Raw genomic sequence first — 24,273 nt, 5'->3', positions numbered from 1 at the left:
ATGTTGAACCACCTCACATCTACAAATTGAGATAATCCAATCATCACCTACCATTAAATCCTAGTGAAAATATTTATATAGTATAATTTTCAAATTAGAATTAAAAACTAAAAAACCGACTAATAGTCGAAAAATAAATGACAAGAATATGATGTTAATTTATAATATAAAAACCAACCGAGGATTTATTTTTGGAGGCAACTATGAAAAAAGGCGAAAAAAGGAAAAAAGAGTTGTTAAAGATAGCATATGATATGTTTCTCACACAGGGATATGAGAATACCAGCGTTGACGAAATCATAGAAAGGGCGCAAATAGCTAAAGGCACATACTACTACCATTTCCAAAGTAAAGAACAGATGCTTGAAGAGGTCATAGACATGATGATCGATAGTGAGACCAAAACGGCAGAGCAGATTATCGCAATGGATATTCCAGTACCTCAAAAAATAGTCATGATGATTACATCGATGAAGCCCACCGAAGCAGAACAACCCATAAAGAATGCCCTTTTCCAGCCGGAAAACGTGTTAATGCACCACAAAGTCAGAAAAAAATTGATTTCTGTTATTACTCCACTTTTATCTGAAGTTATAAAAGAGGGAGTAAATGAAGGCATCTTTGAATGCGACAATATAACTGAACGTGTTAAGATGCTCCTTATCATCAGCGATGGTACCTTTAATGAAGGTTCATTTAGTGAACGAGACATTTCCGTCTTCATAGACATGACTGAAAAACTTCTCGGGGCAGAGAATGGAACAATGAGTTTCATTTATGAACTGATTGATAAAAGTGATATGGAGGCAGCCGAGTGAGCAATACCGGAAACTACAAATATAAACCAGTTCAATTTTTTGCCCTGGCATATCTTTTTACCTGGATATTTTGGATTCCGGCAATCTTTTTGCCAGAAAGCATCAGTCCATTACTCATGCTGATAGGTCTCATGGCTCCAGCTATTGTGTCTACAGTTTTCATTATGGCGTCAAAATCAGATGCGCTTAAGCAAGACTTTAAGAATAAGATTATCGGCTTTTACAAAGTAAAATGGCTTAATGTAGTTTGGGCCGTGATTGTATTTGCGATTGTAATAGTCTGTTCTATTTTGCTGTCGCTTCTCTTTGGACAGTCACTTGACCAGTTTTCATTGACTGAAAACTTTTCCTTTACTGGTGTTGGAATAGCAGGAGCATTTATCACCATTACAATCGCTTCGATAATTGAAGAGGTGGGATGGAAAGGATACTGTGAGGATTCAATCGGTAACTATATGAACTGGTTTTGGGAATCCATGATTTTTGGTGTGCTATGGTCTTTCTGGCATTTTCCTTTAATATTTATTTCAGGAACCTATCAGGCAGGACTTATGGTGAATCCTCTTTATGTGATTAACTTTTTTGTGAGCGGAATCCCTATGGGATTTGTCATTACATGGGTCTATCTTGAAAGCGACCGTTCGATATTAGCTTGCATGATATTCCATTTCTTCGTCAATTTCATGCAGGAGAAAATAGCGTTAACTCCAGAGACAAAGTGCCTGGAGACAATAGTAATAACAGTGGTTACAATTATTATAATCATGGCTAAAAAGGATATGTTCTTTGAAACACGCCATGTCGGAAGACTACTCGAATACAGCAATAATAATCAGCAAAAAAATAAATTAAATTGAGTTTGGAAACGGATGTTAACTAATTAACATCACCTTATTTTTTCATGTTACTGTTTAGATAATTTCCTTCCATATCAACCAGAATCACATTCAAATCCAAATCAAAACGCTGCATACATCTTTCATGAATTGCGGAAGCAATGCTATTTGAAACTTCCACAGACAAATTGATATCGTTTAAGATATCCATCATATCATCGGTTGTTTTTGAATCGAACAGCCTTTCGAGAGATTTCCTATCTGCACCGCAAAGAGCCGCATGAGTAACCATAATCTCACGTCTGCCGTCGGCAACGGCATGTTTTGTGTCAAATATTCCTCCGGCAACTTTTATCAGCTTACCCATATGTCCGAAGTAAGTGAATTTCTTGACACCTCTTTTTTCAGCCTCTTCAAACATGAATCCTACAAAATTACCTGTCTGAATAATCTGCTCTTTACCAATTCCCAAATCTTTTATAGCTAATTTTTCTCCAATGTTTCCCGGAACAAAAACCAGATCTTCAATTCCTGAAGCTAGGGCAACATCGATTTGGGTGACTATGGAATTCTTATAGGCATCACTTGACATTGACCTTGCAATCCCTGTTGTTCCAAGAACGGATATTCCTCCGACAATCCCCAATTTGGGATTCATGGTTTTTCTGGCAATCTCCACACCTTCCGGAATGGAAATTGTAACCTTAGCCGTTTTACCGTCTGGAATTTTATCGCATAAATTTTTAAAAATCATTTTGCGGGGACCCGGATTTATTGCATATTCCCCAACGGGAATCTGAAGGCCAGGCTTTGTGATTTTACCAACACCCACTCCTCCGGTAATGATTATATTGGATTTTTCAGAAGTCCCATCAAAAAGCTCCACAGTTGCAATGATATCCAGGTTTACAGTAACGTCAGGATCATTGTATGGATTTTTGTGAGCGGTGGCCTGCGCCTTGTTTGGTGACAATAGCTTGCACTCGTCAATGATGATATCCAATGTCTTTTTGGGAGTTTCGACTTTAACACATGCAATATCAGGACTTTCCAAGATTGCATCCAAAGCCGCAAGAGAACAGGCTGTAGCTACTGTTCCTGTTGTAACTCCAGTATAATTATCATCAGTCATTTTAAAAAAAGAATAAAAAGAGAGAATCTACAATTTAGATTCCAGTTCTTGAATAAGTTCATCAGCCATAGGTGCTCCAACAAATGTAACTTCACCATCGATTACGATTGTAGGGACAGCCATGATTTGATAATCTATTGCTTTTTGTCTGTTTTCCATGCTTTCATCGATTTTGAATATTTCTACATCGATAGCATCACCTAATTTATCTTTAGCTACTTGAGCAGCATCAATTGCTGCAGGACAATGTGGACAAGAGTTTGTTGAAAATACTTCTACTTTAATTGCCATTTTATAAACTCCTTTATTTTTATAAGTATTTTATTATTTGTTATATATAACAGTTACCACGAATACTTTTCAAATGCTCTCTGGAAACTTTTAATATATATAAGAAAAATAAATTCTATTGATTAAAATGGAAAATTTACCAGATGATATTAAAACAATAATTAACAGCGCTTATCCCTACATTGAAGAGTTTAATCCCGCTCAAAAGGCAGTGATTGAATCTGGATATCTGGATGACAACTCAAACTACATCATTTGCATTCCAACAGCAAGTGGAAAAACTGTTTTGGGAGTGCTTCCTGCACTCAAAACCATATTGAATGGTGGAAAGGCAGTTTATGCAGCGCCTCTCCTTTCAATACAAAATGAAAAGGTGAAGGAGTTCAAGGCATTTGAAGAACACGGCATAAGAGTTGGAAAACACCCCGGCAGTGCAGACCTGTCCGTCATGGTTTTTGAATCCTTTGACGCCCTTACAAGATTTTCATGGGACAACCTGAGGGATGTTGATACCCTAATAATTGATGAATTCCACATGATTGGGGAATTCACAAGAGGTCCGACACTTGAAGCTGCAATAACAAGAGCCAAAATAATCAATCCTTCAATGAGAATTATTGCGCTTTCTGCTACTTTGAGAAATATAGAAGAAATCGAAGGATGGCTTGAGGGCACATGCGTGGAACACGACTACAGGCCAGTTCCTCTCAACAAGGAAGTATTGGACGCCGAGATGTTCAACACCAAAAACAAGAATGACGTTATTGTCAAAGTAATTGAAAAGGCTATAAAAGACAAGTCCCAGGCCCTTGCATTTGTATCAACCAGAAGATTTACCGAAAGCCTGGCAACTTACGTTTCAGGAAAAATCAACAAGAAAATCAATGTAAAGCAAAGGGAAGCATTCAAGGAAGTTGCTCAAAAGCTGCTTGAAGTTCCGAAAAAGAAGGGATCACTTCCAACCTCAACATGCGTCAAGCTGGCTGAAGCGGCCGAAAAGGGAGTTGCATTCCACCATGCGGGACTGTTCAATGAGCAAAAGGAAATCATTGAGGATGAATTCAGAAAAGGAAACATTCTGATGATAACTGCAACACCAAGTTTAATGTATGGAGTCAATCTGCCTTCAAAAACTGTCGTTATCAGAGACCATACACGCTGGACAAGCAACGGTCCTCAGCCGATTCCTGTCTTTGACTACGAGCAGATGTCAGGAAGGGCAGGAAGGCCGCAGTATGACGATGTCGGATATTCATATCTCATTGCCAAAACAATGGACGAAGCCCAAAATCTGCAGGAATACTATGTTGAAGGTGAAATCGAGCTGACCAACTCCAAACTGGTCGACAACAAGGATGCAATCTACAGACAGATTATAGCGCAAATCGCTTCCACCCTTTCAAAGGATTTAAATGACCTGACCGATTTTTTCTCAAAAACATTATACGGTTATCAGATGAACAACAATCCTTCAATGTCATTTTTTGCAGAGGAAAGCTTAAAGTATGAGCTTGAAAATGCATTGAGCTTCCTGCTTCACAACGGAATAATAAGAGCCACACCTGAAGGCCTTAAGACAACAGACTTTGGAAATCTTATTGCAAGGTCAAATTACAGTGTTGAAACCGCAGTTAAAATCAAGGAATACATCTCAACCATGAGTGAAATGAACACCGAAGAGTTCATATATGCCCTGGCAGAAACTCCTGATTTGCCGCTGATTTCATTTAAGGGAAGAAAATCAAAAGATCCAGTACGGGACAAATTATCTGAAGTCGGACTGTTTGCAGTCGATATAGGAAACCCTGAAGCCACAACAGTTTCACTGATTGAATGGATTGGTGAGAGAAGCGAATATGAAATAGAAAACAAATACAACGTATATTCCGCTTCAACCAGAAGATCAGCCTATGAGGCGTCAAGACTTGTCAGGTTTGCCAAAAACACCGCCGAAGTTTTAGGAAACTATTCCAATTTAAGGGACTTTGACATCCTGTCTGCAAGACTCTATTACGGAGTCAAGGACGACATCATACCTCTGGTTGTCGGCGTTAAAAGGCTGGGTAGAAAAAGAGCTAGAAAAGTCGTTGAAATCTTCGGCGACGATTTGAGTGGTGTTTCAGAAAAAGAACTGCAAAATATCGAAGGAATCGGCCCTAAACTTGCCGAAAAGATTAAGTTGTTTGTAAATAATTAAAAAAAAGAAATAAGTAAGGCGGGTTTAACCCCCACCTTCGGCAACGCTGGAATCCATTTGCATGTTTTCCAGTTTTTCTGCCTTTTCTTTGAGTGCTTCGATATCGAGCTCGCCATCGCCTCTGTCATCGAATCTTTTATTTAAGTCCTTATCATCGAGAACTTCGACCAGACTGGCACGATACCATAAGTCAGTTTTGTCGATTCTAACCCAATCGACACCATCAGTGGTTTTAATATCAAGAACCTTACCTATGGTTCCTGTATCAACATATCTGACATGTGAATCAAGAGCAATTTCTTTATCTCTTGCATCAAAAGCCATAATATTACCTTTTATGTTTATTCTTCTTCGTCTTCTTCAATTTCAATAGTAGCTTCTACTTTTTCTTCATGTTTAGGAATTTCTTTGTTTAAAATGACATATGCACCGATAGTAGCTACATCATCAAAGTCAATTTCAAGTTCATCTTTGGAGAAGATATTTTTTTGTAAGGTTAAAGTAATTTTTTCGATTTTACCATCTTCTGGGTTGAACTCAACATTGTCAACTTTTCCTACTTCATTTGCATTTTTGTCTAATACTGTAGAACCTAAAAATTCTCTAATTTTCATATTTTTCACCTACTAAATAAATTGTATTATAATAATTATTATAAAGCATTAAGTATTTAAATTAAACCTTTATATAAAATTAACTATTTGAAATTAAAAGGTGAAAAAATGCAAAAAGCATGTCGAATAATTATCGAAGACATATTGGATGGAAAAATATCTACTCGACGTGATCTTGAAGTTGAAAAAAGACAGCTTTGCCGTGATTTAAAATTATCGAAATTCATGAGCAATGCCGATATCTTAAAATTCGCAACACCTGAAGAGAAGGAAATCGTTTCGGGGATTTTAAAGAAAAAACCTACAAGAACAATGTCAGGCGTTGCAATCGTTGCAGTAATGTGTCATCCTCATAAATGTCCTCATGGAAGATGTTTCTATTGTCCGGAGAGTGAAATAGCTCCTCCAAGCTATACCGGTGAAGAGCCGGCTGCACTTAGAGGAAGAATGTATGAATTTCACCCATACATCCAATGTTTCAACCGCCTGAAGCAGCTTAAGCAAATCGGACACCCTATCGATAAGGTGGAGCTGATTATCATGGGAGGCACATTCCCGTCAAGAGATTTATGCTATCAGGAATGGTTTGTCTCACAATGCCTGAAGGCAATGACAGATTTCGGACTGATTATTGAAAACAAACCGGATAACTTTGAATACAACCTTGATTCTGATGAAATAAGGGGCTTTGAAAGCGGCGTTTTGAAGACATACCCTCCAAACGACTATGTCTTAATCAGCGATGTTCAAAAAGCAAACGAAAATTCAAAAGTAAGATGCGTTGGAATGACATTTGAAACACGCCCTGATTACTGTAAAAAGCCACATATCAACAGAATGCTTGACTTTGGAGTCACAAGAGTGGAGCTTGGCGTTCAAACCCTATCCGATGAAATGTATGAAAGGATAAAAAGGGGCCATACAATAGCTGACGTCATTGAAGCCAACCAGCTTCTGAGAGACTCTGCAATAAAAGTGGCAATGCATATGATGCCAGGGCTTTTTGTAGATGAAGCGGAGGATTTGAAAATGTTTAAACGGCTTTTCAGCGATGAGAATTTCAAACCGGACATGCTTAAGATTTACCCCTGCCTCGTTACGAAGGGAAGTGAATTATATGACCTTTGGCAAAGGGGAGAATATTCACCATACACTGATGAGCAGGCCGTTGAACTGATTGCAAAGGTTAAGGAGATTCTTCCAAAATGGGTGAGAACCATGAGAATCCAACGGGACATTCCAGCAACCCTTATAGAAGCGGGCGTTAAAAAATCCAACCTCGGAGAGCTCGTCTACAACAAACTTGCCGAAAAGCATGTTGACTGCCAATGCATAAGATGCAGAGAAATCGGGCACAAAAAGACATCAAGGCAATACGGCCTGGACGAATATGATCTCTTTAGGGAAAAATACATTGCCTGTGAAGGTGAGGAAAATTTCCTATCCATTGAAGATGTCAATGAGGAAAGCATTGCAGGATTTTTAAGATTGCGTTTCCCATCCAAAAATCATTTCAGAGACGAAATCACAGACAAGACCTCACTTGTACGTGAGCTGCACGTTTATGGAAACATGATAAAAATCGGAGACAAAAATCCTGAAATTGGCCAGCACACAGGATTTGGTGAAAAACTTCTAAAAGAAGCCGAAAACATATCCATTGACAGGGGATATGAAGAAGTGGCCATCATCAGCGGAATAGGCTCCAGAAACTACTACCGCAAGTTCGGATATGAAAAAGTAGGACCTTACATGAAAAAGAAAATAATATAGAAAAAATATTTATATACGTTCGTATACATACTAACAAATAAGAGAGTGGTAATATGGTAGGTTATAATATTAAAAATTCAAGCGAATTAGCTAGTTACATTAACTACACAAACTTAAATAACATGATTACTGAAGGAGAAATGAGAGAATTTCTTGAAAAAGCAAAAGAATTGAATTTCAACTCAGTAGTTGTCTCACCAACATACGTTTCATTAGCAAAAGAAGTTTTGGATGAAACAGACATTAAAATCGGAAGCGTTGTCGGATTTCCATTAGGTTTCGAAGATGGCGAAACCAAAAAGGCTGAAGCGATTGCATTGGTAGAAAGCGGAGCCGATGAAATCGAAATGGTTCTCAACCTAAGCCACCTGAAAGATGAAAAATACTCATTAATAGAAGATGAAATCAAACAGATTAAAGAAGCAATCGGCGATAAGACCCTAAAGGTCATTATTGAAACCAAAGCACTGGAAGACTATGAAAAGGCAAATGCAGCCAAGGCCGCAGAGATTGCAGGAGCCGATTACGTAAAAACATCAACAGGATTCATGACACCTAACCACATCTACGAAAATGTGAATGACATTAACATCTTCCAAAAACATGCTCCAAAAATCAAGATTGAAATCTTCGGCGGCATTAACGACTATAAAAATGCAAACCAGATTATAACTGCAGGAGCAGACAAGCTTGGAAGCGACCAAGGTTATGAAATCGTTAAAAGATATAAGGACTTAAGAGAAAACACTCAAGTAACCCCAAAACCTATTACCTTAACCAAAAAAGATTAGATGGTTTATCCATTTAATCCAAACTTCTTTTTTTAAAAAAAAATCACCATTTGAAATTAAAGAAAAAATAATCTGATTTTAAAAAAATATCAAGAAAATAAGTAAAAGAAATGCCATGTGCCGGACTTGAACCAGCGACATCTAGATCTTCAGTCTAGCGTTCTCCCATCTGAACTAACATGGCATATGGACCGAACGAGATTCGAACTCGTGATCTCCTCCACGTCAAAGAGGAATCATACCCCTAGACCACCGGTCCTATACAACATTCTAATATATGAAACAAGTAATATATAAACTTTTCTTAAATTAATAGAACAAGTGGTAAAACAATAAAATAAAATTTTAAAAATAAAAAAAATTGACCAAAGAAATGGCCAATAGATTTTATTCTAAAAAGCTTTTTTTGAAAATAACTTAATTAACGAATCTATTTGATTGCTAATTTGATATCTTCAGCTTTTACAGTTTTTCTACCAGCGTGGCGTGCGAAATTAACAGCTTTTTAATGCTTCAGCTAATGCAATTTTTGCATCATCACTAATTCTTTGTGCGCCAGCATTTTTTAAGATACGACCGACTGGTGCGATTGGTAATTCACTCATTATTACACCTCCAATTAAAAGATAGTACAAAATACTATATAAAGGTATCGGTAAAAACCAATAATAATCGCCTATATTTTAGTACATCAACTGTTCTAATATGCTTTTGAAAATCAGTGAAAAATACTAATATTATATAAAATTAAAGGATAAAAATTAGGTGAAAATATGAAAATAAGAACATAAATAAATAAAAAAATTTCATTTATAGCAATTCACTTTTAAGGTATGTTGCAGTTGCCTCAGTAATTTTTACATTTACAAAAGATCCTAACTCAACACTATCTACAATTACCGGAATATATGAATCCGTTTTTGCTATGAATCCTCCTTTAGAACCTTTTTCAACAACCAATACATTTTGAGTGGTTCCAACCAGCAATTTATTTTCCTCTTCAGTAATTTCAGATTTGATTTGTGATAAATATTTGGATCTTTTCTTCATGACGTCAGGAGAAATCTCTTTAAGTGAAGATGAAATTGCACCTTTTCTGTGCTGATATTTTGACAGGTGAATAAGGCTTGGCTTTATTTTTTCCAAGAGTTCAACTGTCATGTCAAAATCATCATCTGTTTCTGTCGGATATCCCACAATAATATCGACGGCAAGAGTCATGTCTGGAATTTCGGTTTTGAATTTTTCCACAATATCCAAATACTGTTCGATTGTGTGACCCCTTCTCATCTCGGATAAAACCTTATCACTGCCTGATTGTATAGGCAAATGAATGAAATTATATACCTTCGGATGTTTCATCGCATCGATTATTTCATCGACTTGATTTAAAATGTTTTTAGGATGCATCATTCCAACACGTATACGGAAATCTCCCTCCAGATTGGCCACTTCTTTAATTAAATCAGACAGTTTTTCACCACTGTCACGGCCGAATGCTGCAGTATCCTGGGCAGTGAGCTGAATTTCACATGCGCCATTTTCAATAGCTTCCCTTGCTTCTGCTACAATATCTGCAATCGGATAGCTGTTTAGAGGGCCACGTGCAAAACGAGTGCAACAAAATGTGCATGCACCCAAACACCCCTCACAAATTTGAATTATATGAATCAAACTTCCGTCAGACAATTTTGGAACACCCACTTTGCTTTCCTTTGAAAATCCACATTCTCGGACAACATCACCACAGTATGTGGCATTGACAACATCCGCTGCCTTATTCAACTGGTGAGGTCCTATCCAGGAACAGTCAGGTCCTATCTTGTCTAATTTCTCAGGATCGATTTCCACCATGCATCCGCTGACAATGATTTTCTTATCCGGATATTTCTCCTGAATTTTCTGTATTTTATAGGTGACCTTGTTTTCTGTAGGAAGCTTAACATAGCAGGTATTCACTATAATGACATCCGCATCATCAATATCATCAACAATATCGATTTCATTTTGGCATAAAACGCCTGCAATGATTTGTGAATCCGCCTTGTTAAAGGTACATCCGTATGTTTCAATATAAACTTTCATTATTTCACTATTTTGTCTTTTTGAAAATGTATTTGGTTAAATCATAGTCATAATTATTGAATTTGACCGGTTTGGAATAAACCCTTGTAATGACATTTGCCTTTGCAAAGCCTGAAGTGAGCTTTCTTTCCTGAGTCTTAACGACATGCACTTTGACGATGTGCTTGTCAATTTTTACGACATCGCCCGGAGCTATTTCAAAATCCCTTTCAAGGTCCAGCTTATAGGAGTCAACTTCACCATGCAAATCTACAGAAAATCCTATTCTTGCCGGAATTTCAATAGAATTGGCCCATATGGTGTCAATATCTTCAATTTTTGCCTTGTTGACTCTGGTGTCGCCAACTTCAATGCTTGTCACTTCAACCTGACCCAATTCTGAAAGTAAAACATCCCCTACTTCAAGTTCATCACTTGGTGACAGGTCAATGGTTGTTTTGTGAGACTTATCCTGCTCTGAGATAATTAATCTATAAGGTTGAGGCTTTTTAAGGGAGACAACATCTTTAAAAACATGTTGGCATTCTTCGCATCTTAACAGGTATTCCTCAATAAATTTCTTCTTTGATGATTTTTGTTTTGAGTTTAAAATTTCTATTTCATCGCTACCGCAAATCGGACATTCCATCTTAATCCCTCAGTTATGAAAATTATTCCTTATTCTTTAAATAATGGTTTACCAATCCTTCATCTTCCAAAATTTCCAACATGAATTCCTTGAAGGGTTCGAATGTTTTTGATTCGTTTGTAGTTTCATTAACCAATATCCCTTCAGACAAATCAATGCTTAGGACATCCCCGTCTTTTGCTTCGATGTCAGATACGATGACCGGAAGGCCTATGTTGATTGCATTTCTGTAAAAAATCCTTGCAAATGATTTGGCAACAATCGCATCAACACCTGCAGTTTTAATAGCCACCGGTGCCTGTTCCCTTGATGAGCCGCAGCCAAAGTTTTCATCGGCAACGATAATGTCTCCTTTCTCAACATTTTTTGTGAAATCCGGCCTTTCACCTTCAAGCACGTGATCCGCTAAATCCTGAGGATTGAATGTTCTTAAATATCTTCCGGGAATGATTACATCAGTGTCTATATTCTCTCCGAAAGTCCATGTTTTTCCTTTGATAATATCCATTTATATCACTAATAAGAATAATTGAATTATAAAAAATATTGGAGTATTTGGGAAGCCCAAATACTGAAAATAAGTTTTTTGGTGATTTGAAAATTAAATTATTTCTGTTTTAAAGGTTTTGCAAATTTCTGTTCTACTGCCTGACGATATTTTGAATTCATGGTACAGAACGGTATGATTCTGCCGTCAGGGGTTGCATAATGAATAACACATTTTTTAACCCTGTCAACGTCAAAGTTGAATGGATCCATGAAGTGCATACATGAGATAAGCATTGCATCTTTGGAAAATGCTCCCAATGCGTCATAATCTCCCTTAGCAAATACATTCACTAAAACTTTGACAATGTCCAAGTCTTCAGGAGTTTTGCTAGGGTGAACCATTTTAGGAAGGTTTCCAGTTAAACCTGCTAAAACCCTCTTATGAGAGCCGAATTTGCCCTGCTCAAGTTTTTCATTATATTCACTCAATTTATTGAACAAGCGTTCGACATCAATGAAATCAGTAATTGGGATTAGTTTATCCTTACCGTCGCCCTCTGTTTTTTCTCTGAACACGTAAGTTGCAATTCCACAATGCTGGTGGCAGTTCAGAGTAACTTTAGGTGACTCTTCACCATCCAGACGGGAAATGATTTCAGCAATAGGCTCGACAAATGATGGCGGATAAAATGAAGATGAGGATACCTGACCGTCGGATACCTCTTCAACAATGTCGACGAAATCAGAAATTGTGATTCTTTGCTCTTCCACTTCATCGGCAGGAGTTCTTCCAGCAAATGAAACAGGTTGGAAGTTAACCCCATAAATTATGTCATTATTGTCAAATGCAAATTTGATTATATCGCCGACTTGGTGATCATTGATTCCTTTGATTAATGTAGGTACCAATACAACGCCCAATCCTGCTTTTCTACAGTTTTCAATCGCATCCAATTTAAATGGAAGCAAATCCTTACCCCTGTTGTTAATGTAAGGTTCTGGAGTTACACCATCAAACGCCAAATAAATTGTATTACATCCAGCTTCTTTTAAATCTTTAGCCAATTCTTCCTTTCTGGCCAATCTTAAACCGTTTGTTGCTATTTGAACATGAGTAAATCCTTCTTCTTTTGCCATTGCAACAAGTTCAACAATGTCCTTTCTGACAGTAGGCTCTCCACCGGCATATTGAATAGCAAGACATGGATGAGGTTTTAAATTCCTTAAATTTTTAAGCATTTGCCTTATCTCATCCTGTGAAGGTTCATATTTATATCCTGCAGCTGCCGCATTGGCAAAGCAAACTGGACATCTTAAGTTACATCTGTTGGTTACATCAATTAATCCTAAAACAGTTGAAGTCTCATGTTTTGAACATAACCCGCAGTTATCCGGACAACTTGTAACATCATCAACGGAAGGGTTATCAACAGATGTAATTGATGGAGTAAATTTTTCAGCCCTTTTATATAATTCTTCATCTCCCCAGTAAGTGTTTATGAACTCTCCGTGCTCGTCACAAGTTTTTTTGATGAAAACTTTACCGTCTTTACTGAAAACCTCAGCATCAAGAGTCTTGCCACACTCTGGACATAAACTTTTAGTATCTTTAAATTTCAATCAAATCACCCACTACTAACAATAAAAATATTATTAGCATAAACTTACATAATATTATATATTTAACTTAATGTAATATTTAAACTTAATTAATATATACTACTTTGAACAATATATTAAAACAAGCAACTATACGGAGCATAAAATTAAATGGATATTCAAATGATTCTGGTCACATGTGTTTTAACACTGTACTTTATCCTGCCGGCATATTTTTCAAACGGTGCAGGATTGCTGTTCGGCGGAGGAATGCCTGTTGATTTTGGAAAATCAGACAAAAATGGAGTTCGCTGGATTGGTGACGGAGTAACATGGAAAGGTCTTATTGGAGGGACCATTATTGGAATTATTACTGGAACCCTCCAAGGATTGGCTGCTCCATATATACTATCTAATTTTGGACAATTTATTACAACACCTATAATTACAAATGTCAGTGAAGGAATACTTATTGGATTCCTGCTTGGTTTTGGTGCGCTTTTAGGCGATGCACTTGGCAGTTTTCTAAAAAGAAGACTTGGAATCGGAAGGGGAAAACCTGCTCCACTCCTAGATCAGCTGGACTTTTTGATAGTTGCACTGATTCTTGTTTCATTTGTCGTGAAACTGGATTGGGTATTCATCGTGATGGCTATTGTGCTAACATTAATCATTCATCTGTTGGCAAATACCGGCGCATATTTACTTGGCCTGAAAGATGTTTGGTATTAACTAAAAAAAAAGATATTTTTGAGTGTAGGATACACCCATTTAACTTAAGTATTTGTTCATCATCACTGCAGTTCCAACGGCAGGTGCAACTACGCATTCTTCATCTGTTAGAATATCTCCCATGGATTTGACTTGCAGTCCTAAAAGCTCTGCTGCCGGTTTATCCAAAATGTCCTTACCCAAACCTGTTGTGACGATTAAATCCAGATTCTGAGTATCCGCAACCTGTTTTAGGCCATCAGCAATCTGTTCAATCTGCTTTTGATGGATGAATCTTGACATCTCGACTATGTCATCCATGGACAGCATCTCCAAATCAGCGCAGACAACACGGGCAATTCTTTTTGCACAATCTGTTTTTGATTTTCCTTCGCCGTCAAAGGTATCGCAGACATAATCTTCAGGATTTATCAAATCCAAAACAGTGTAGACATCTGCAGTCTGTGCAAACAATTCTGATGCAACCCTATATTCCTTTCCATTCAATTGAACCTTGTCCAGAAAGCTTGCAAGATTTGTCCTTAATGTTCCGGTATACACCAACTCACCGGTAGCGGATCTGTCAAAGTCAGATTTGCCGATTGCACATTCCTTACCGTCCTTGATTGGTATGATGTCAGTTGTTGTACTTCCTGTGTCAATGAAAATGCAATTGTCTGATATTAATGTTGCAATTTGGGCTGTTGCAATCCAATTGGCCGCAGCTGCCTTAAGAGGAGTCTGTTCAATTTCATCCCTTGAAATCATTCCATCCACTCCAACATAAGCTGTAGGACAGTCAAAAGTTTCTTCGCATTTTCTTACAACATCCAGAACCCCATCCTTTTTTGTATCGTATGCATCGACAAGTTCGGCAGTCATTGAAATTCCGACCGCATCGATTTCGGATACAGGACAGATGTTTTCAATCAGTTCCACAAGAACTTCAGATAAATCATCGTTATTGCTCCACATCGGAAGATATGCGAAATCAACTTCAATGTTTTCTATTTTATCTCCTTCAAAGTCGATTACTGCAAGGTCAGTGTTTGCACCGCCAATATCAAATCCAGCTACTTTCATCTTAGATTCTCCTTATTTCCAGATTATCTCCGGATTTTTTAAATTCAACTTCACCGTCCAAAGACACATCAATCTCATCAATGGCAATTTCGCCGTCAAGCAGGTCCACAATGGTTTTTCCAATGTTGAAGTTGGCGATTTGCTTTAATCCCACATATGGAGTGGTGAATCTTGAATTTATTTCCAAAAGATATACGGAATATACGTCCTTTTCATCCGCATTTATGATTAGGTCAACACCGACAAAACCTTTCAGCCCATCAATTGATTCAACTGCTTTTTTAGCTATTTCAAAAGCTTCATCTTTGTATTTGCTTTCAAACGGTAATTTTCCACCAAGATAAGTTCCTTTATCATCCTTAAGCTCAACAAACTGTTCATTAAGACTGATTGGTATTGCTGTTTTACCGTCAGATATCAGGCTTACGCTGACATCGGTTCCTTCAATGAATTCCTGGACAATGACTCTTGAGCCTGGAACGAATATCTTATCCAAATCAAGTGTCAAATCGCCAATGTCTTCAATGACAACAATGTCTTCACAGTCCACTCCAATCAGCGGTTTTATGATGATTTTCAATTTTGTTAAAGGATCTTCGGCTTGCCATTTCTCATATAAATGTTCAATGGCTCTTTTCCAGTAGCCTTTTGGATCTATTTTGAATCTGAATGTTCTAGGTTGTGGAACCGCATCATAAAGCGCTTCGTAAGATTCTGATTTGTCGGATGATTTGAAGCATGCCTCAGCTGTTGAGGTATATGTTTTTACGTCATTTTCCTCAAGGATTTTTGTGATGTTGTATAAGTTGTTATTGTTTTCTGCAGATATAAAAATAGCTTTTTTAAACTGTGCAGCATTGTCTTTGAGCCAATCAACAACATCTCCTTCAATTAGAATAGGATTTACATTATCGAAATCCTTCACGGCATTTTCATATGATTTATTTAAAATCACGTCCTTTTTCAAATCTGCCAAATCATCTAAAAGTGCAAATATCAATGCTTCGGCTTCTGAAATTATACACTTGTCCTTTTCACCTGAAGCGGTGAAATATTCAAATACCAAAATTGAATCATTCTCGTTTGTCATAAGTAATCATCATTCCTTTTAAGTTTAATTCGTCTGTTGGGAACCTCATTTTTTCGCCGTCAAAGACCATATGAATAAGTCCATTTTCAGCCTCTTCGAATTCTCTGACAGTGATGTCAATGTCTATTTTTGCCATTTTTCTTGAAAATGAGTCCATAATATCTTCCGGAGCAGCAATGTTTAAATTGCCTTCCCTGTAGTATTTCTCTATTGCGTCAACAGTTTTTACCGCCGCATCACCCTGACCGTATGGGTTTACGGCATTTTTCATCCTGTCTGCAAATTCACTGTCATTTAATATTCTGTTTGCATTTTCCAGAATCGCATCCTTATTGGCTCCAACCAATATATTTCCTCCGGCAGTTACTGTCTCAGGCCTTTCTGTATTGTACCTTAATGTCAATGCAGGAATATCAAGGGTTATTGCCTCTTCCTGAAGACCTCCGGAGTCTGTTAATATCAAAGTTGATTTTGAGGTTAAAAGCAGGAAATCAAGATAACCGATAGGCCTTACAATGTGAACATGGTCCAGATTGTTTAACTCATCAAACAGTCCAAAGTTTTCAAGAGTGTGTTTGGTTCTCGGATGGATCGGGAAAATAATGTTCATATCGCTCAATTCCTTCAAGGCTGAGATAATATTTCTAACTCTTTCTTCAACATCCACATTTTCTGCCCTGTGCATTGTTAAAGTTAAAATGTTATCCATACTGTCAATATCTAATGTTTTAAGGGATTCCTCTTCAAAACCTCTTTTTTCAGCTATTTCCAAGTGTCTGAAACAGGCATCTACAACAGTATTTCCGGTTATGAACAAATTTTTTCTTGAAAAGCCTTCCGCCAAAAGATTGACTGCAGATTCCTCTGTTGGAATGAAATACATCAATGAGCAGACATCTGCAACCCTTCTGTTTATTTCTTCAGGCATTGTTACATCAAATGACCTGAGTCCCGCTTCAACATGACCTATAGCAATATGCAGTTTGGCACAGACAAGAGCTCCTGCAAGAACAGCATTGGTATCTCCCTGAACAAGGACAATATCAGGTTTTTCCTCCACCAATATCTCTTCAATGCCCTTCATCATAAGACCTGTTTGTCTGCCGTGGGTGCCTGATCCCACTTGAATATTGTAATCGGGAGCAGGAATTTCCAAATCCCTGAAGAAGTTATCTGACATTTCCTTATCATAATGCTGACCGGTATGTAAAACTATCTGATTGATGCCCCTCTTATTAATCTCAGCTATAATGGGGGCCATCTTAATAATCTCCGGCCTTGTGCCTAAAATAGTTGCTATTTTCATAAATACTCCCTCAATTAATATATTAACTTAAATAGTTTAAATAATTTTAATGAAAAAAAGATTAAAATTAGCTAGTTATAAAATGACTTATGCAAAATGAACATATTACAAAACCAAATATTTAATGTTAATGCAAATCAGCCAAACTTTTTATCATCGATTCACGAATGGCGTATCTTTTTTGAAGGTTTCCCAAAGATGCCACCAAATCACGTCTGAATCTCTCGCAGGCATAATCATCATATGTGAATTTAATGCCGTCATACTGTATGTCCATCAGAATTAAATAATCCGGTTCAGTGACTTTGATGTAGGCTCTCGGTTCGTCTTCACCAGGATTCAGCAATCTTTCCACTTCATCCAAGCTCATCTTATCCCTGGCAACATCAATGAACACCCTCATCATTTTCCTAACCATATTCCATAAAAAGGACTCCCCATAGATATCCACAAATATTGGAGAGAGAGTATCATGAAGATTAGGAAACTCCCTTTTATGATAGTCCTCCAAATCCACTTCAGTGATTTTAATATCGTCAATTGTTCTGGTGGTTGTTTTTTGATAGCGCTTTGTAAAATTGGTGAAGTTGTGTGTTCCCTTAAACACTTCAGCACATTCCCTGAGTTTGTCTATATCCAAATCATCGAATAGCATGTATCGGTACTGTCTCATTTGAGCATATCTGGGTTTGAATGCATACCTTACAGGAGCACTTGCAAGAATCTGAATGTCATCAGGCAAGGAATTGTTGATTTCATTCACCCTCACCTCTTTTTCAGACTGAAAACTTATCACATTGCCCAAGCTGTGAACTCCCGCATCGGTTCTGCCGGCAATTCTGAATCTGGACTTTTTCAAGTCGTCAATGTAGTCAAGCTTGCGCAAATGATAAATCAGCTCCTCTTCGACTGTCCTCAGATTAGGCTGTCTTTGAAAGCCATGAAAATTAGTTCCGATATATCCGATTTTAAGTGCTGTTCGTTTCATCAGTTATAATATTTAATTCTATATAAAATAAGTTTTTAGGAAAATATCAAAGATATTTCACCATATGAGTTGTTTCATCATAGTCGTCTTCCTCAACAGTTATTTCAAATCCTGCAGACTTCCAAAACGGGAGGCCCGCTTCAAGATATCTGTGAGTATGCAGGTATATCCGACTATAACCCTCATCTCTGGCAAAATTCTCCAAAAGTTCAACAAGGACTCCTGCAATACCATTTCTTCTGTAATTCCTATCCACCATCAATCTCCATATGCTTGCAGTATCTTCCGGAGTATAAATTCCCCTGAAAAATTCAAAATCCCTATCGTAAGGCCTTATAGCAGCAGTTGCAACGATTTTTCCGCCGTCAGCAGCTATAAAGAAATTGCTTTTAGCAGGTACAATGTAATAATCCTCCAAATCAAAAATATCATAGTGAAATTTTGGAGTTGGACCTATATGATACTCTTTATGTATCTGACTGAATAAAAAATCTTTAACAGCATTTATTTCAGATTCATCTTTCTTGATTTCTCTAATTTCAATATTCATGATATCACTAAAATTTAAAAAAAAAAATAAAATAAAAAGAGAAATATTTAAATTTCTCTTATTCCTGAGCAGTTTCAGGATTGAGCAATTTTTCAACATTTTCCCCAATCAGGTCAAATAACAAGACCACAAGCAGTAAAGATACACCAGGGTAAAATGCTAGCCACCAATATCCTGAAGATAAGTAGTGCATGGATTCTGACAATATCACACCAATTGCAGGCTCATGAGGAGGCAATCCAAATCCTAAAAATGTAATTGCCGCTTCGTGCATAATTGCATGTGGAAACATTAAAATTACCCCAACAATAATTTGGGATACAACCAAAGGCAATATGTGCTTAAGTGCAATCCATACCTTAGATTTTCCTAGATTTTCTGCCAAATGAATATATTCCTTGGTTCTGATTTCCTTTACTTCAGATCTTAAAACCCTTGCAAGAGGTGTCCAGTGAGTTAAACCTACCCCCATAATAACACCATATACTCCACCACCGAACATGATGGAAACAAGAATGATTAAGAGAATATGAGGAATTGAACCGAATAAATCAATGATTCCTGCAACAAACTCATCTGCAAACCTGTTGAAACTTGAAAATAATCCTAAAATTACAGAAATGCAGGTACTTACTGCAGATGCGATGAAACCTACCATAATACTTAATCCAAGTCCTGCGATTGTTCGCTGAAACATGTCCCTTCCCATCCAATCGGTACCGAAAAGATGCTCTAGGGAAGGCATCTGATTTGCACTGGCAAAGTTTGACGGAATATCCCTTATGAAATATCCGGAAACGAATATTGATACAATAACTATTATGGATATTGCAATAATAACAAGAGTTTTTGTTCTGAGATTTGCAGAGTATAAAAACCATTGTTTTTTATCATCTGCTTTCTGTTTTCTAATCACTGAACTCACTCTCCTTGATTCTAGGGTCTATGAAGTAATATGAAATATCCGCAAGCAGGTTACCTACAAATACAAATATTGCACTGAAAATAACAATTCCCAAAAACAGAGGCACATCATTTTGAAGACCTGCAGCTACTGCAGTTTGACCAATACCCGGATAGGAAAATACCTGCTCAACAAGTACTGCACCACCGAACAGTTCACTGAATGATAAGAACTGTAATGTAATTGCAGGAAGCATTATATTTCTAATACCGTGATTTACCACTAAATCCCAACCTTTTTCACCTCTGGATTTTGCAAACAACACATAATCAGAAGATAAAACCTGAACCAATTCATTACGTGTGTACATTGCAATCGGTGCCAGACCAACTAAACTCAAAGTTAATGTAGGAAGAACAAGCCTTGTTGCCCACTCCATAAATGTTGCATCGGTACTTCTAACACCAATAGGAACACCAAATCCTATTGGGAACCATCCTAAATAAACTGAAAATACCATTAAAATAAGCATTCCAACCCAAAAGGACGGAGCAGATTGAATTGCATAACAATAAACCTTAACCGCTTTATCAATCCATGACCCTTTATTTTTACCGGCCAATACTCCTAAAATAAAACCTAAAACACCACTCAATATCCATGAAATTGCCATTAACACAACAGAAGCAGTGAATTTTTCAAAAATAACATCAATAACAGGAGCACGATATATCAACGAAGTTCCCAGATTGCCCTGAATCAAATCCAATAGCCAGTGATAGATTTTTGTCGGCAGAGGAACATTAGTGCCGAAATACTGCTGTAAAATTTGTCTTTGTGCTTCAGATACCGCAGCACCTTTTAGATAAGCACTAACCGGATCAATAGGGGATAAATCTAATAAAATAAAACTAAATATTGCAACAGCAATCATCAATATAATAAAACGTACTAATTTGAAACCAAAATATTTAGCTATTTTCTGTTTATTCAATGAAGTAAACCCCCTTTAAAAATTTTTAAAAAAAAAATAAAAAAGGAAAGAATATTTATGCTGTGGAATTGGTTCTTGTCCAATCACAGATGTTAATTAAAATATCATTTCCTAAACCGTCAGGTTGTTCGCCGATGTCAATTCCATTTTTGATGAAATAGTTGTAGTCATAGTTTACAAGCCATGCAAATGGAGCATCTCCAGCAGGACCCCATCCTCCGTTGTTAACCAAAGCGGATTGAGCCCATAATGCATCAGAAGCATTTAAATCTGTTGAATGCATAGCATCTTCCATCAATTTATCAGATTCAGAATTGTTATATAAACCAGGGTTCATATAGAATTCATCAGCATCTTTACTGTGGTATTGCTGATAGATGGATTTATATGGGTCTGGAGAGGTTTGTTGCATTAATGCAGCAGAGCTGTACATATTAGCATAAATTGTATCCCAATCAGCACCTTTGAGGTTTACTTCAATTCCAATTTCTTTTGCTTGTTCAGCAAATACGGTGGATAAAGATTGTCTGTCAAGATAGTCTGGAGGGTAGTATAAATCAAATGATGCTTTTGTACCGTTTTTCTCTACGATTCCATCACCATCAGTATCGTTCCAACCAGCTTCACTTAAGATTTGTTTTGCATGGGTCACATTTCCGTCTTGAACTTTGGAAGCATTGTTAGCATAGTCTCTTGTATCTACACTGGTGTATTCCGGAGAAGCATGTCCTGAGAATATTTCGTCACACATTTTTTGACGGTCAACACCGACGTTTAACGCTTCTCTGATAGCCTTATCAGCAGTTACGTTGTTACCAATTTTCCAACCGCTTTGGTTGGTTACATTACCTGTATCTTCAAGATAAGGGAAGGATACACCTTGTGCCCTACCTGCAGATTTTTCAACAAACTGATATCCGTCAACAGATTGGTTTAATGCAGAAGTTGCAACAGGCACTACATCCACTTGACCTGATTTAGCGAGTTCTAACCAGGTAGATTCTTCAGGGAATAATAAGGTAATTTGAGTGAAGTATGGTTTATCACCATAGTAATTATCATTTACTTTGAAAATAGCCTGTTGACCTTTGTCCCAGTGGTCCAATACGTAAGGTCCGGTACCGATAGGGTTTTGGCCATAAGTGTTGTTATCATATTCTTCAGGCACAATACCAACATATCTTAAATCGTAAATAAATGTTGATCTTGGTTCGACTAAATTAAATTCAACACAGGTATCATTTTTAGCAGTTACATTTGCGAGATTTGTTAAATCCAAGTCGGTTTCGGTTTTTTTAGCAGTGTTGAATGTGGTTTCAACATCTTTAGCATTGAATGTTGAATTGTCTGAGAATTTAACATCGTTTCTTAAGTTTACAGTCCATGTTTTACCATCGCTACTGATTGAATAACCAGTAGCTAAATCTGGAACAATTGTTCCGTTTTTATCTGTTTTAAATAAACAGCTTTGTACCAACGGATTATAGTTTTGGTGTCCGCATCCCCAACCGGTAAGCGGGTTGAAACCGGATTCAGGTTCTTTGATGTTACTGTGAGCTGCTACGGTTAAATGGGTAGGGTCACTATCATTTGAACCTCCCATCAATGCAAAAGCGGCAACAGCAACAACAATGATTGCTGCGACAGCACCTATAATCATCATTGTTTTCTTTTCCATAACTTTTCACCATTTCCATAAATATTATTAAGCATATTAAAATAAAAGTAATACTTTTTAGTTAAAAATTGCTTATAAAGTAATACTTTTTAAAATTATTTTAATATCAATATTATTTTTAAAATGTATGTATAAAAATGTATTTATTACTTTTAAAATTTATTTGAATTTGAATCTATTTTAAAAAAAATTAAATTAAAAAATAAACATTGGAAAATAACATTATAAAAAAATATTACATTTCTCAAAATTATAAATCATCATTTTAGACAAAAAGAAAATAGAAATATAATCAAAAGTAATACTTTCCTTAAATTTAAATAATATTGCATTCAAATATTCTGCCATGGCTCTATCTCTTAAACTTAAAAAATATCTATTAAAAAACGGTGCAACGGAAGTGGGATATGCCGATATCACCAATTTCACACCACGACCCGAATTAAAAAAAGGAGTTGTATTCTATATAACCTATCCCAAAGAGATTATACGAAACATGGAAAATGCACCAACCCAAGAATATGTTAATGAATTGGTCAGTTTAAATACCCGATTAGATGCTCTTGGAATGAAATGTGAGGAATTTTTAATAGATAATGGATATAATGCTTATGCACAGACAAAAAAGAGATTGGGAACTGATTTTGGAGAATTCAATTCATTTGAACTGCCTCACAAGACAATAGCTACACGTGCAGGCCTAGGATGGATTGGCAAATCAGCATTATTTACAACAAAAGATTACGGATCAGCACTTAGATTATCATCCGTCCTGACAGATGCTCCCCTTGAAGTTGGAAAGCCAATACTCAAATCAAGATGCGGAAAATGTATGGAATGCCGGGACGCATGCCTTGGAGGAGCAATAAGCGGAAGGGAATGGAACTATACCTTAAAAAGAAATGACTTTTACGATGATAAAAAATGTGAAAAATATGCATTAATGGTATCTGAAGAAAATTTGGGAAAACCGGATACGGTATGTGGAAAGTGCATCTTTGCCTGCCCCCATACCCAAAAATATATTAAAAAATTATAATTTTACCGCATATGAATAATCATTGGCCAATGGGTTAATGTCTAAACCAACTATTTTTTTATCCATATGAACTGTTTCAAGTTCATCATTAGAATCCAATGCCACAACAAAGCCCATTTTTGTCCAATACTCCAATGCACCGGGCAGTGTTTTATGAGTATGCAAATAGATATTGTCAAAACCCGCTTCATATGCAAAATTCTCTGCTATGCTGAACATTTTTGAAGCCAAACCGCAGCGGCGACATCTCCTATCAACAAACAGCCTCCATATGCTTGAAGTGGCATCATTTGAATACAAATGCCTGAATTCAGGAAAGTCCTTATCATAAGCTCTTATTCCAATTGTTGCAATGATTTCACCGGTTTCAGTATAGGCAACAAAAAAATTATTCCTTTTTGGAGAAACATAATATTCATCCATATTTACAATGTCCTGATGCCACTCAGGAACATAATCATATCCAAATTCCTGTTTTATCATGGAAAATAAAAACTTTTGAACATTAATAATCTCTGTAGAATCATCGGTTAACTCTCTAATAGTGACCTTCATAAAAACACCATAATAAAAAGTATTACACTTATGCTTAAATTTATGTAATTAGTAATACTTTTTTAATCATTTTGAATAACTTTAATATTAATAAAGTACAAATTAATATTTAAAAGTTATCA

At 36.7% G+C, this 24,273-nt stretch carries 25 protein-coding genes, 2 tRNA genes and 1 pseudogene; 7 read left to right on the top strand and 21 right to left on the bottom strand.

Going from position 1 to position 24,273, the window contains the following annotated elements; genetic code table 11:
- Positions 1-203: 203 nt before the first annotated feature.
- Positions 204-818, top strand: a complete 615-nt coding sequence (locus QZU83_RS01290) for a TetR/AcrR family transcriptional regulator (RefSeq protein WP_295609147.1) — start codon at positions 204-206, stop codon at positions 816-818.
- A gap of 31 nt (positions 819-849) precedes the next feature.
- Here QZU83_RS01290 and QZU83_RS01285 read toward each other — a convergent pair whose 3' ends face one another.
- The gene (locus tag QZU83_RS01285; protein WP_295609146.1) at positions 850-981 is read right to left on the bottom strand and encodes a hypothetical protein; all 132 of its coding nucleotides are present in this window, start codon (positions 979-981) and stop codon (positions 850-852) included.
- 1 nt (position 982) lies between these two features.
- Here QZU83_RS01285 and QZU83_RS01280 point away from each other — a divergent pair, with 1 nt between their 5' ends.
- Complete coding sequence (locus tag QZU83_RS01280; protein ID WP_295609145.1) at positions 983-1,675, top strand: CPBP family intramembrane glutamic endopeptidase; 693 nt, start codon at positions 983-985, stop codon at positions 1,673-1,675.
- A 34-nt stretch (positions 1,676-1,709) separates the two neighbouring features.
- Here the strand turns inward: QZU83_RS01280 and cbiD are convergent, their stop codons facing one another.
- Together cbiD and QZU83_RS01270 are read right to left on the bottom strand one after the other, a co-directional pair.
- On the bottom strand, positions 1,710-2,786 hold the full coding sequence (gene cbiD, locus QZU83_RS01275; protein WP_295609144.1) for a cobalt-precorrin-5B (C(1))-methyltransferase CbiD: 1,077 nt from the start codon (positions 2,784-2,786) through the stop codon (positions 1,710-1,712).
- A 27-nt stretch (positions 2,787-2,813) separates the two neighbouring features.
- Positions 2,814-3,077: a thioredoxin family protein gene (locus tag QZU83_RS01270; RefSeq protein ID WP_295609143.1), complete on the bottom strand. Its 264-nt coding sequence runs from the start codon at positions 3,075-3,077 to the stop codon at positions 2,814-2,816.
- 118 nt (positions 3,078-3,195) lie between these two features.
- Here QZU83_RS01270 and QZU83_RS01265 point away from each other — a divergent pair, with 118 nt between their 5' ends.
- Positions 3,196-5,274, top strand: coding sequence for a DEAD/DEAH box helicase (locus QZU83_RS01265; RefSeq protein ID WP_295609142.1), 2,079 nt, complete (start codon positions 3,196-3,198; stop codon positions 5,272-5,274).
- Positions 5,275-5,298: 24 nt separating this feature from the next.
- On the opposite strand, the gene QZU83_RS01260 is transcribed toward QZU83_RS01265, so the two are convergent.
- Together QZU83_RS01260 and QZU83_RS01255 are read right to left on the bottom strand one after the other, a co-directional pair.
- Positions 5,299-5,598, bottom strand: a complete 300-nt coding sequence (locus QZU83_RS01260; RefSeq protein WP_295609141.1) for a DUF2098 domain-containing protein — start codon at positions 5,596-5,598, stop codon at positions 5,299-5,301.
- Between the two features lie 17 nt (positions 5,599-5,615).
- Positions 5,616-5,888 (bottom strand): PRC-barrel domain-containing protein, encoded by a 273-nt coding sequence (locus tag QZU83_RS01255; protein ID WP_295609140.1) that lies wholly within the window; start codon positions 5,886-5,888, stop codon positions 5,616-5,618.
- A 108-nt stretch (positions 5,889-5,996) separates the two neighbouring features.
- Between QZU83_RS01255 and QZU83_RS01250 the strand changes: the two genes are divergently transcribed.
- Complete coding sequence (locus tag QZU83_RS01250) at positions 5,997-7,661, top strand: tRNA uridine(34) 5-carboxymethylaminomethyl modification radical SAM/GNAT enzyme Elp3 (RefSeq protein ID WP_295609139.1); 1,665 nt, start codon at positions 5,997-5,999, stop codon at positions 7,659-7,661.
- A gap of 53 nt (positions 7,662-7,714) precedes the next feature.
- Entirely contained in the window at positions 7,715-8,452 is a 738-nt protein-coding gene (gene deoC, locus QZU83_RS01245; protein ID WP_295609138.1) for a deoxyribose-phosphate aldolase, read from the top strand.
- A gap of 111 nt (positions 8,453-8,563) precedes the next feature.
- On the opposite strand, the gene QZU83_RS01240 is transcribed toward deoC, so the two are convergent.
- From QZU83_RS01240 to tes, 7 genes and pseudogenes are all read right to left on the bottom strand, one after another.
- Positions 8,564-8,636, bottom strand: a tRNA-Phe gene (locus QZU83_RS01240).
- Between the two features lie 3 nt (positions 8,637-8,639).
- Positions 8,640-8,711: transfer RNA gene (locus QZU83_RS01235), tRNA-Val, on the bottom strand.
- Positions 8,712-8,882: 171 nt separating this feature from the next.
- Positions 8,883-9,057 (bottom strand): annotated as a pseudogene (locus QZU83_RS01230) (histone family protein).
- Positions 9,058-9,262: 205 nt separating this feature from the next.
- Positions 9,263-10,537, bottom strand: coding sequence for a tRNA (N(6)-L-threonylcarbamoyladenosine(37)-C(2))-methylthiotransferase (locus QZU83_RS01225; protein WP_295609137.1), 1,275 nt, complete (start codon positions 10,535-10,537; stop codon positions 9,263-9,265).
- A gap of 7 nt (positions 10,538-10,544) precedes the next feature.
- The gene (locus tag QZU83_RS01220) at positions 10,545-11,165 is read right to left on the bottom strand and encodes an HVO_0476 family zinc finger protein (RefSeq protein ID WP_295609136.1); all 621 of its coding nucleotides are present in this window, start codon (positions 11,163-11,165) and stop codon (positions 10,545-10,547) included.
- Between the two features lie 22 nt (positions 11,166-11,187).
- Positions 11,188-11,673: a homoaconitase small subunit gene (hacB, locus tag QZU83_RS01215; RefSeq protein ID WP_295609135.1), complete on the bottom strand. Its 486-nt coding sequence runs from the start codon at positions 11,671-11,673 to the stop codon at positions 11,188-11,190.
- A 98-nt stretch (positions 11,674-11,771) separates the two neighbouring features.
- Entirely contained in the window at positions 11,772-13,274 is a 1,503-nt protein-coding gene (gene tes, locus QZU83_RS01210; RefSeq protein WP_295609134.1) for a tetraether lipid synthase Tes, read from the bottom strand.
- A 150-nt stretch (positions 13,275-13,424) separates the two neighbouring features.
- Between tes and QZU83_RS01205 the strand changes: the two genes are divergently transcribed.
- Positions 13,425-13,985 carry a CDP-2,3-bis-(O-geranylgeranyl)-sn-glycerol synthase gene (locus tag QZU83_RS01205; RefSeq protein WP_295609133.1) on the top strand — a complete coding sequence of 187 codons (561 nt, stop codon included), beginning with the start codon at positions 13,425-13,427 and terminating at the stop codon, positions 13,983-13,985.
- Between the two features lie 39 nt (positions 13,986-14,024).
- On the opposite strand, the gene QZU83_RS01200 is transcribed toward QZU83_RS01205, so the two are convergent.
- From QZU83_RS01200 to QZU83_RS01165, 8 genes are all read right to left on the bottom strand, one after another.
- On the bottom strand, positions 14,025-15,047 hold the full coding sequence (locus tag QZU83_RS01200) for a hydantoinase/oxoprolinase family protein (RefSeq protein WP_295609132.1): 1,023 nt from the start codon (positions 15,045-15,047) through the stop codon (positions 14,025-14,027).
- Position 15,048: 1 nt separating this feature from the next.
- Complete coding sequence (locus tag QZU83_RS01195; RefSeq protein ID WP_295609131.1) at positions 15,049-16,137, bottom strand: ATP-grasp domain-containing protein; 1,089 nt, start codon at positions 16,135-16,137, stop codon at positions 15,049-15,051.
- Positions 16,121-17,443 carry a non-hydrolyzing UDP-N-acetylglucosamine 2-epimerase gene (gene wecB, locus QZU83_RS01190; protein ID WP_295609130.1) on the bottom strand — a complete coding sequence of 441 codons (1,323 nt, stop codon included), beginning with the start codon at positions 17,441-17,443 and terminating at the stop codon, positions 16,121-16,123. Before wecB ends, QZU83_RS01195 begins: the two co-directional genes overlap by 17 nt.
- Before the next feature lie 127 nt (positions 17,444-17,570).
- A complete protein-coding gene (gene truA, locus QZU83_RS01185; RefSeq protein WP_295609129.1) occupies positions 17,571-18,431 on the bottom strand; it encodes a tRNA pseudouridine(38-40) synthase TruA in 861 nt (286 codons plus the stop codon).
- Positions 18,432-18,477: 46 nt separating this feature from the next.
- Positions 18,478-18,981 (bottom strand): GNAT family N-acetyltransferase, encoded by a 504-nt coding sequence (locus QZU83_RS01180; protein WP_295609128.1) that lies wholly within the window; start codon positions 18,979-18,981, stop codon positions 18,478-18,480.
- A gap of 58 nt (positions 18,982-19,039) precedes the next feature.
- On the bottom strand, positions 19,040-19,894 hold the full coding sequence (locus QZU83_RS01175) for an ABC transporter permease (RefSeq protein ID WP_295609227.1): 855 nt from the start codon (positions 19,892-19,894) through the stop codon (positions 19,040-19,042).
- Positions 19,890-20,819 carry an ABC transporter permease gene (locus QZU83_RS01170; RefSeq protein ID WP_295609226.1) on the bottom strand — a complete coding sequence of 310 codons (930 nt, stop codon included), beginning with the start codon at positions 20,817-20,819 and terminating at the stop codon, positions 19,890-19,892. The genes QZU83_RS01175 and QZU83_RS01170 overlap by 5 nt, the downstream gene beginning before the upstream one ends.
- Before the next feature lie 115 nt (positions 20,820-20,934).
- Positions 20,935-22,557, bottom strand: coding sequence for an ABC transporter substrate-binding protein (locus QZU83_RS01165; RefSeq protein ID WP_295609127.1), 1,623 nt, complete (start codon positions 22,555-22,557; stop codon positions 20,935-20,937).
- A gap of 346 nt (positions 22,558-22,903) precedes the next feature.
- Between QZU83_RS01165 and QZU83_RS01160 the strand changes: the two genes are divergently transcribed.
- Positions 22,904-23,596, top strand: coding sequence for a 4Fe-4S double cluster binding domain-containing protein (locus QZU83_RS01160; RefSeq protein WP_295609126.1), 693 nt, complete (start codon positions 22,904-22,906; stop codon positions 23,594-23,596).
- Here the strand turns inward: QZU83_RS01160 and QZU83_RS01155 are convergent.
- Positions 23,591-24,151 carry a GNAT family N-acetyltransferase gene (locus QZU83_RS01155; RefSeq protein ID WP_295609125.1) on the bottom strand — a complete coding sequence of 187 codons (561 nt, stop codon included), beginning with the start codon at positions 24,149-24,151 and terminating at the stop codon, positions 23,591-23,593. The genes QZU83_RS01160 and QZU83_RS01155 overlap by 6 nt on opposite strands.
- Between the last annotated feature and the right edge of the window lie 122 nt (positions 24,152-24,273).

This window comes from uncultured Methanobrevibacter sp., assembly GCF_902771435.1.
Taxonomy (GTDB): Archaea; Methanobacteriota; Methanobacteria; order Methanobacteriales; family Methanobacteriaceae; genus Methanocatella.
This window is presented reverse-complemented; position numbering and strand designations above follow the sequence as displayed.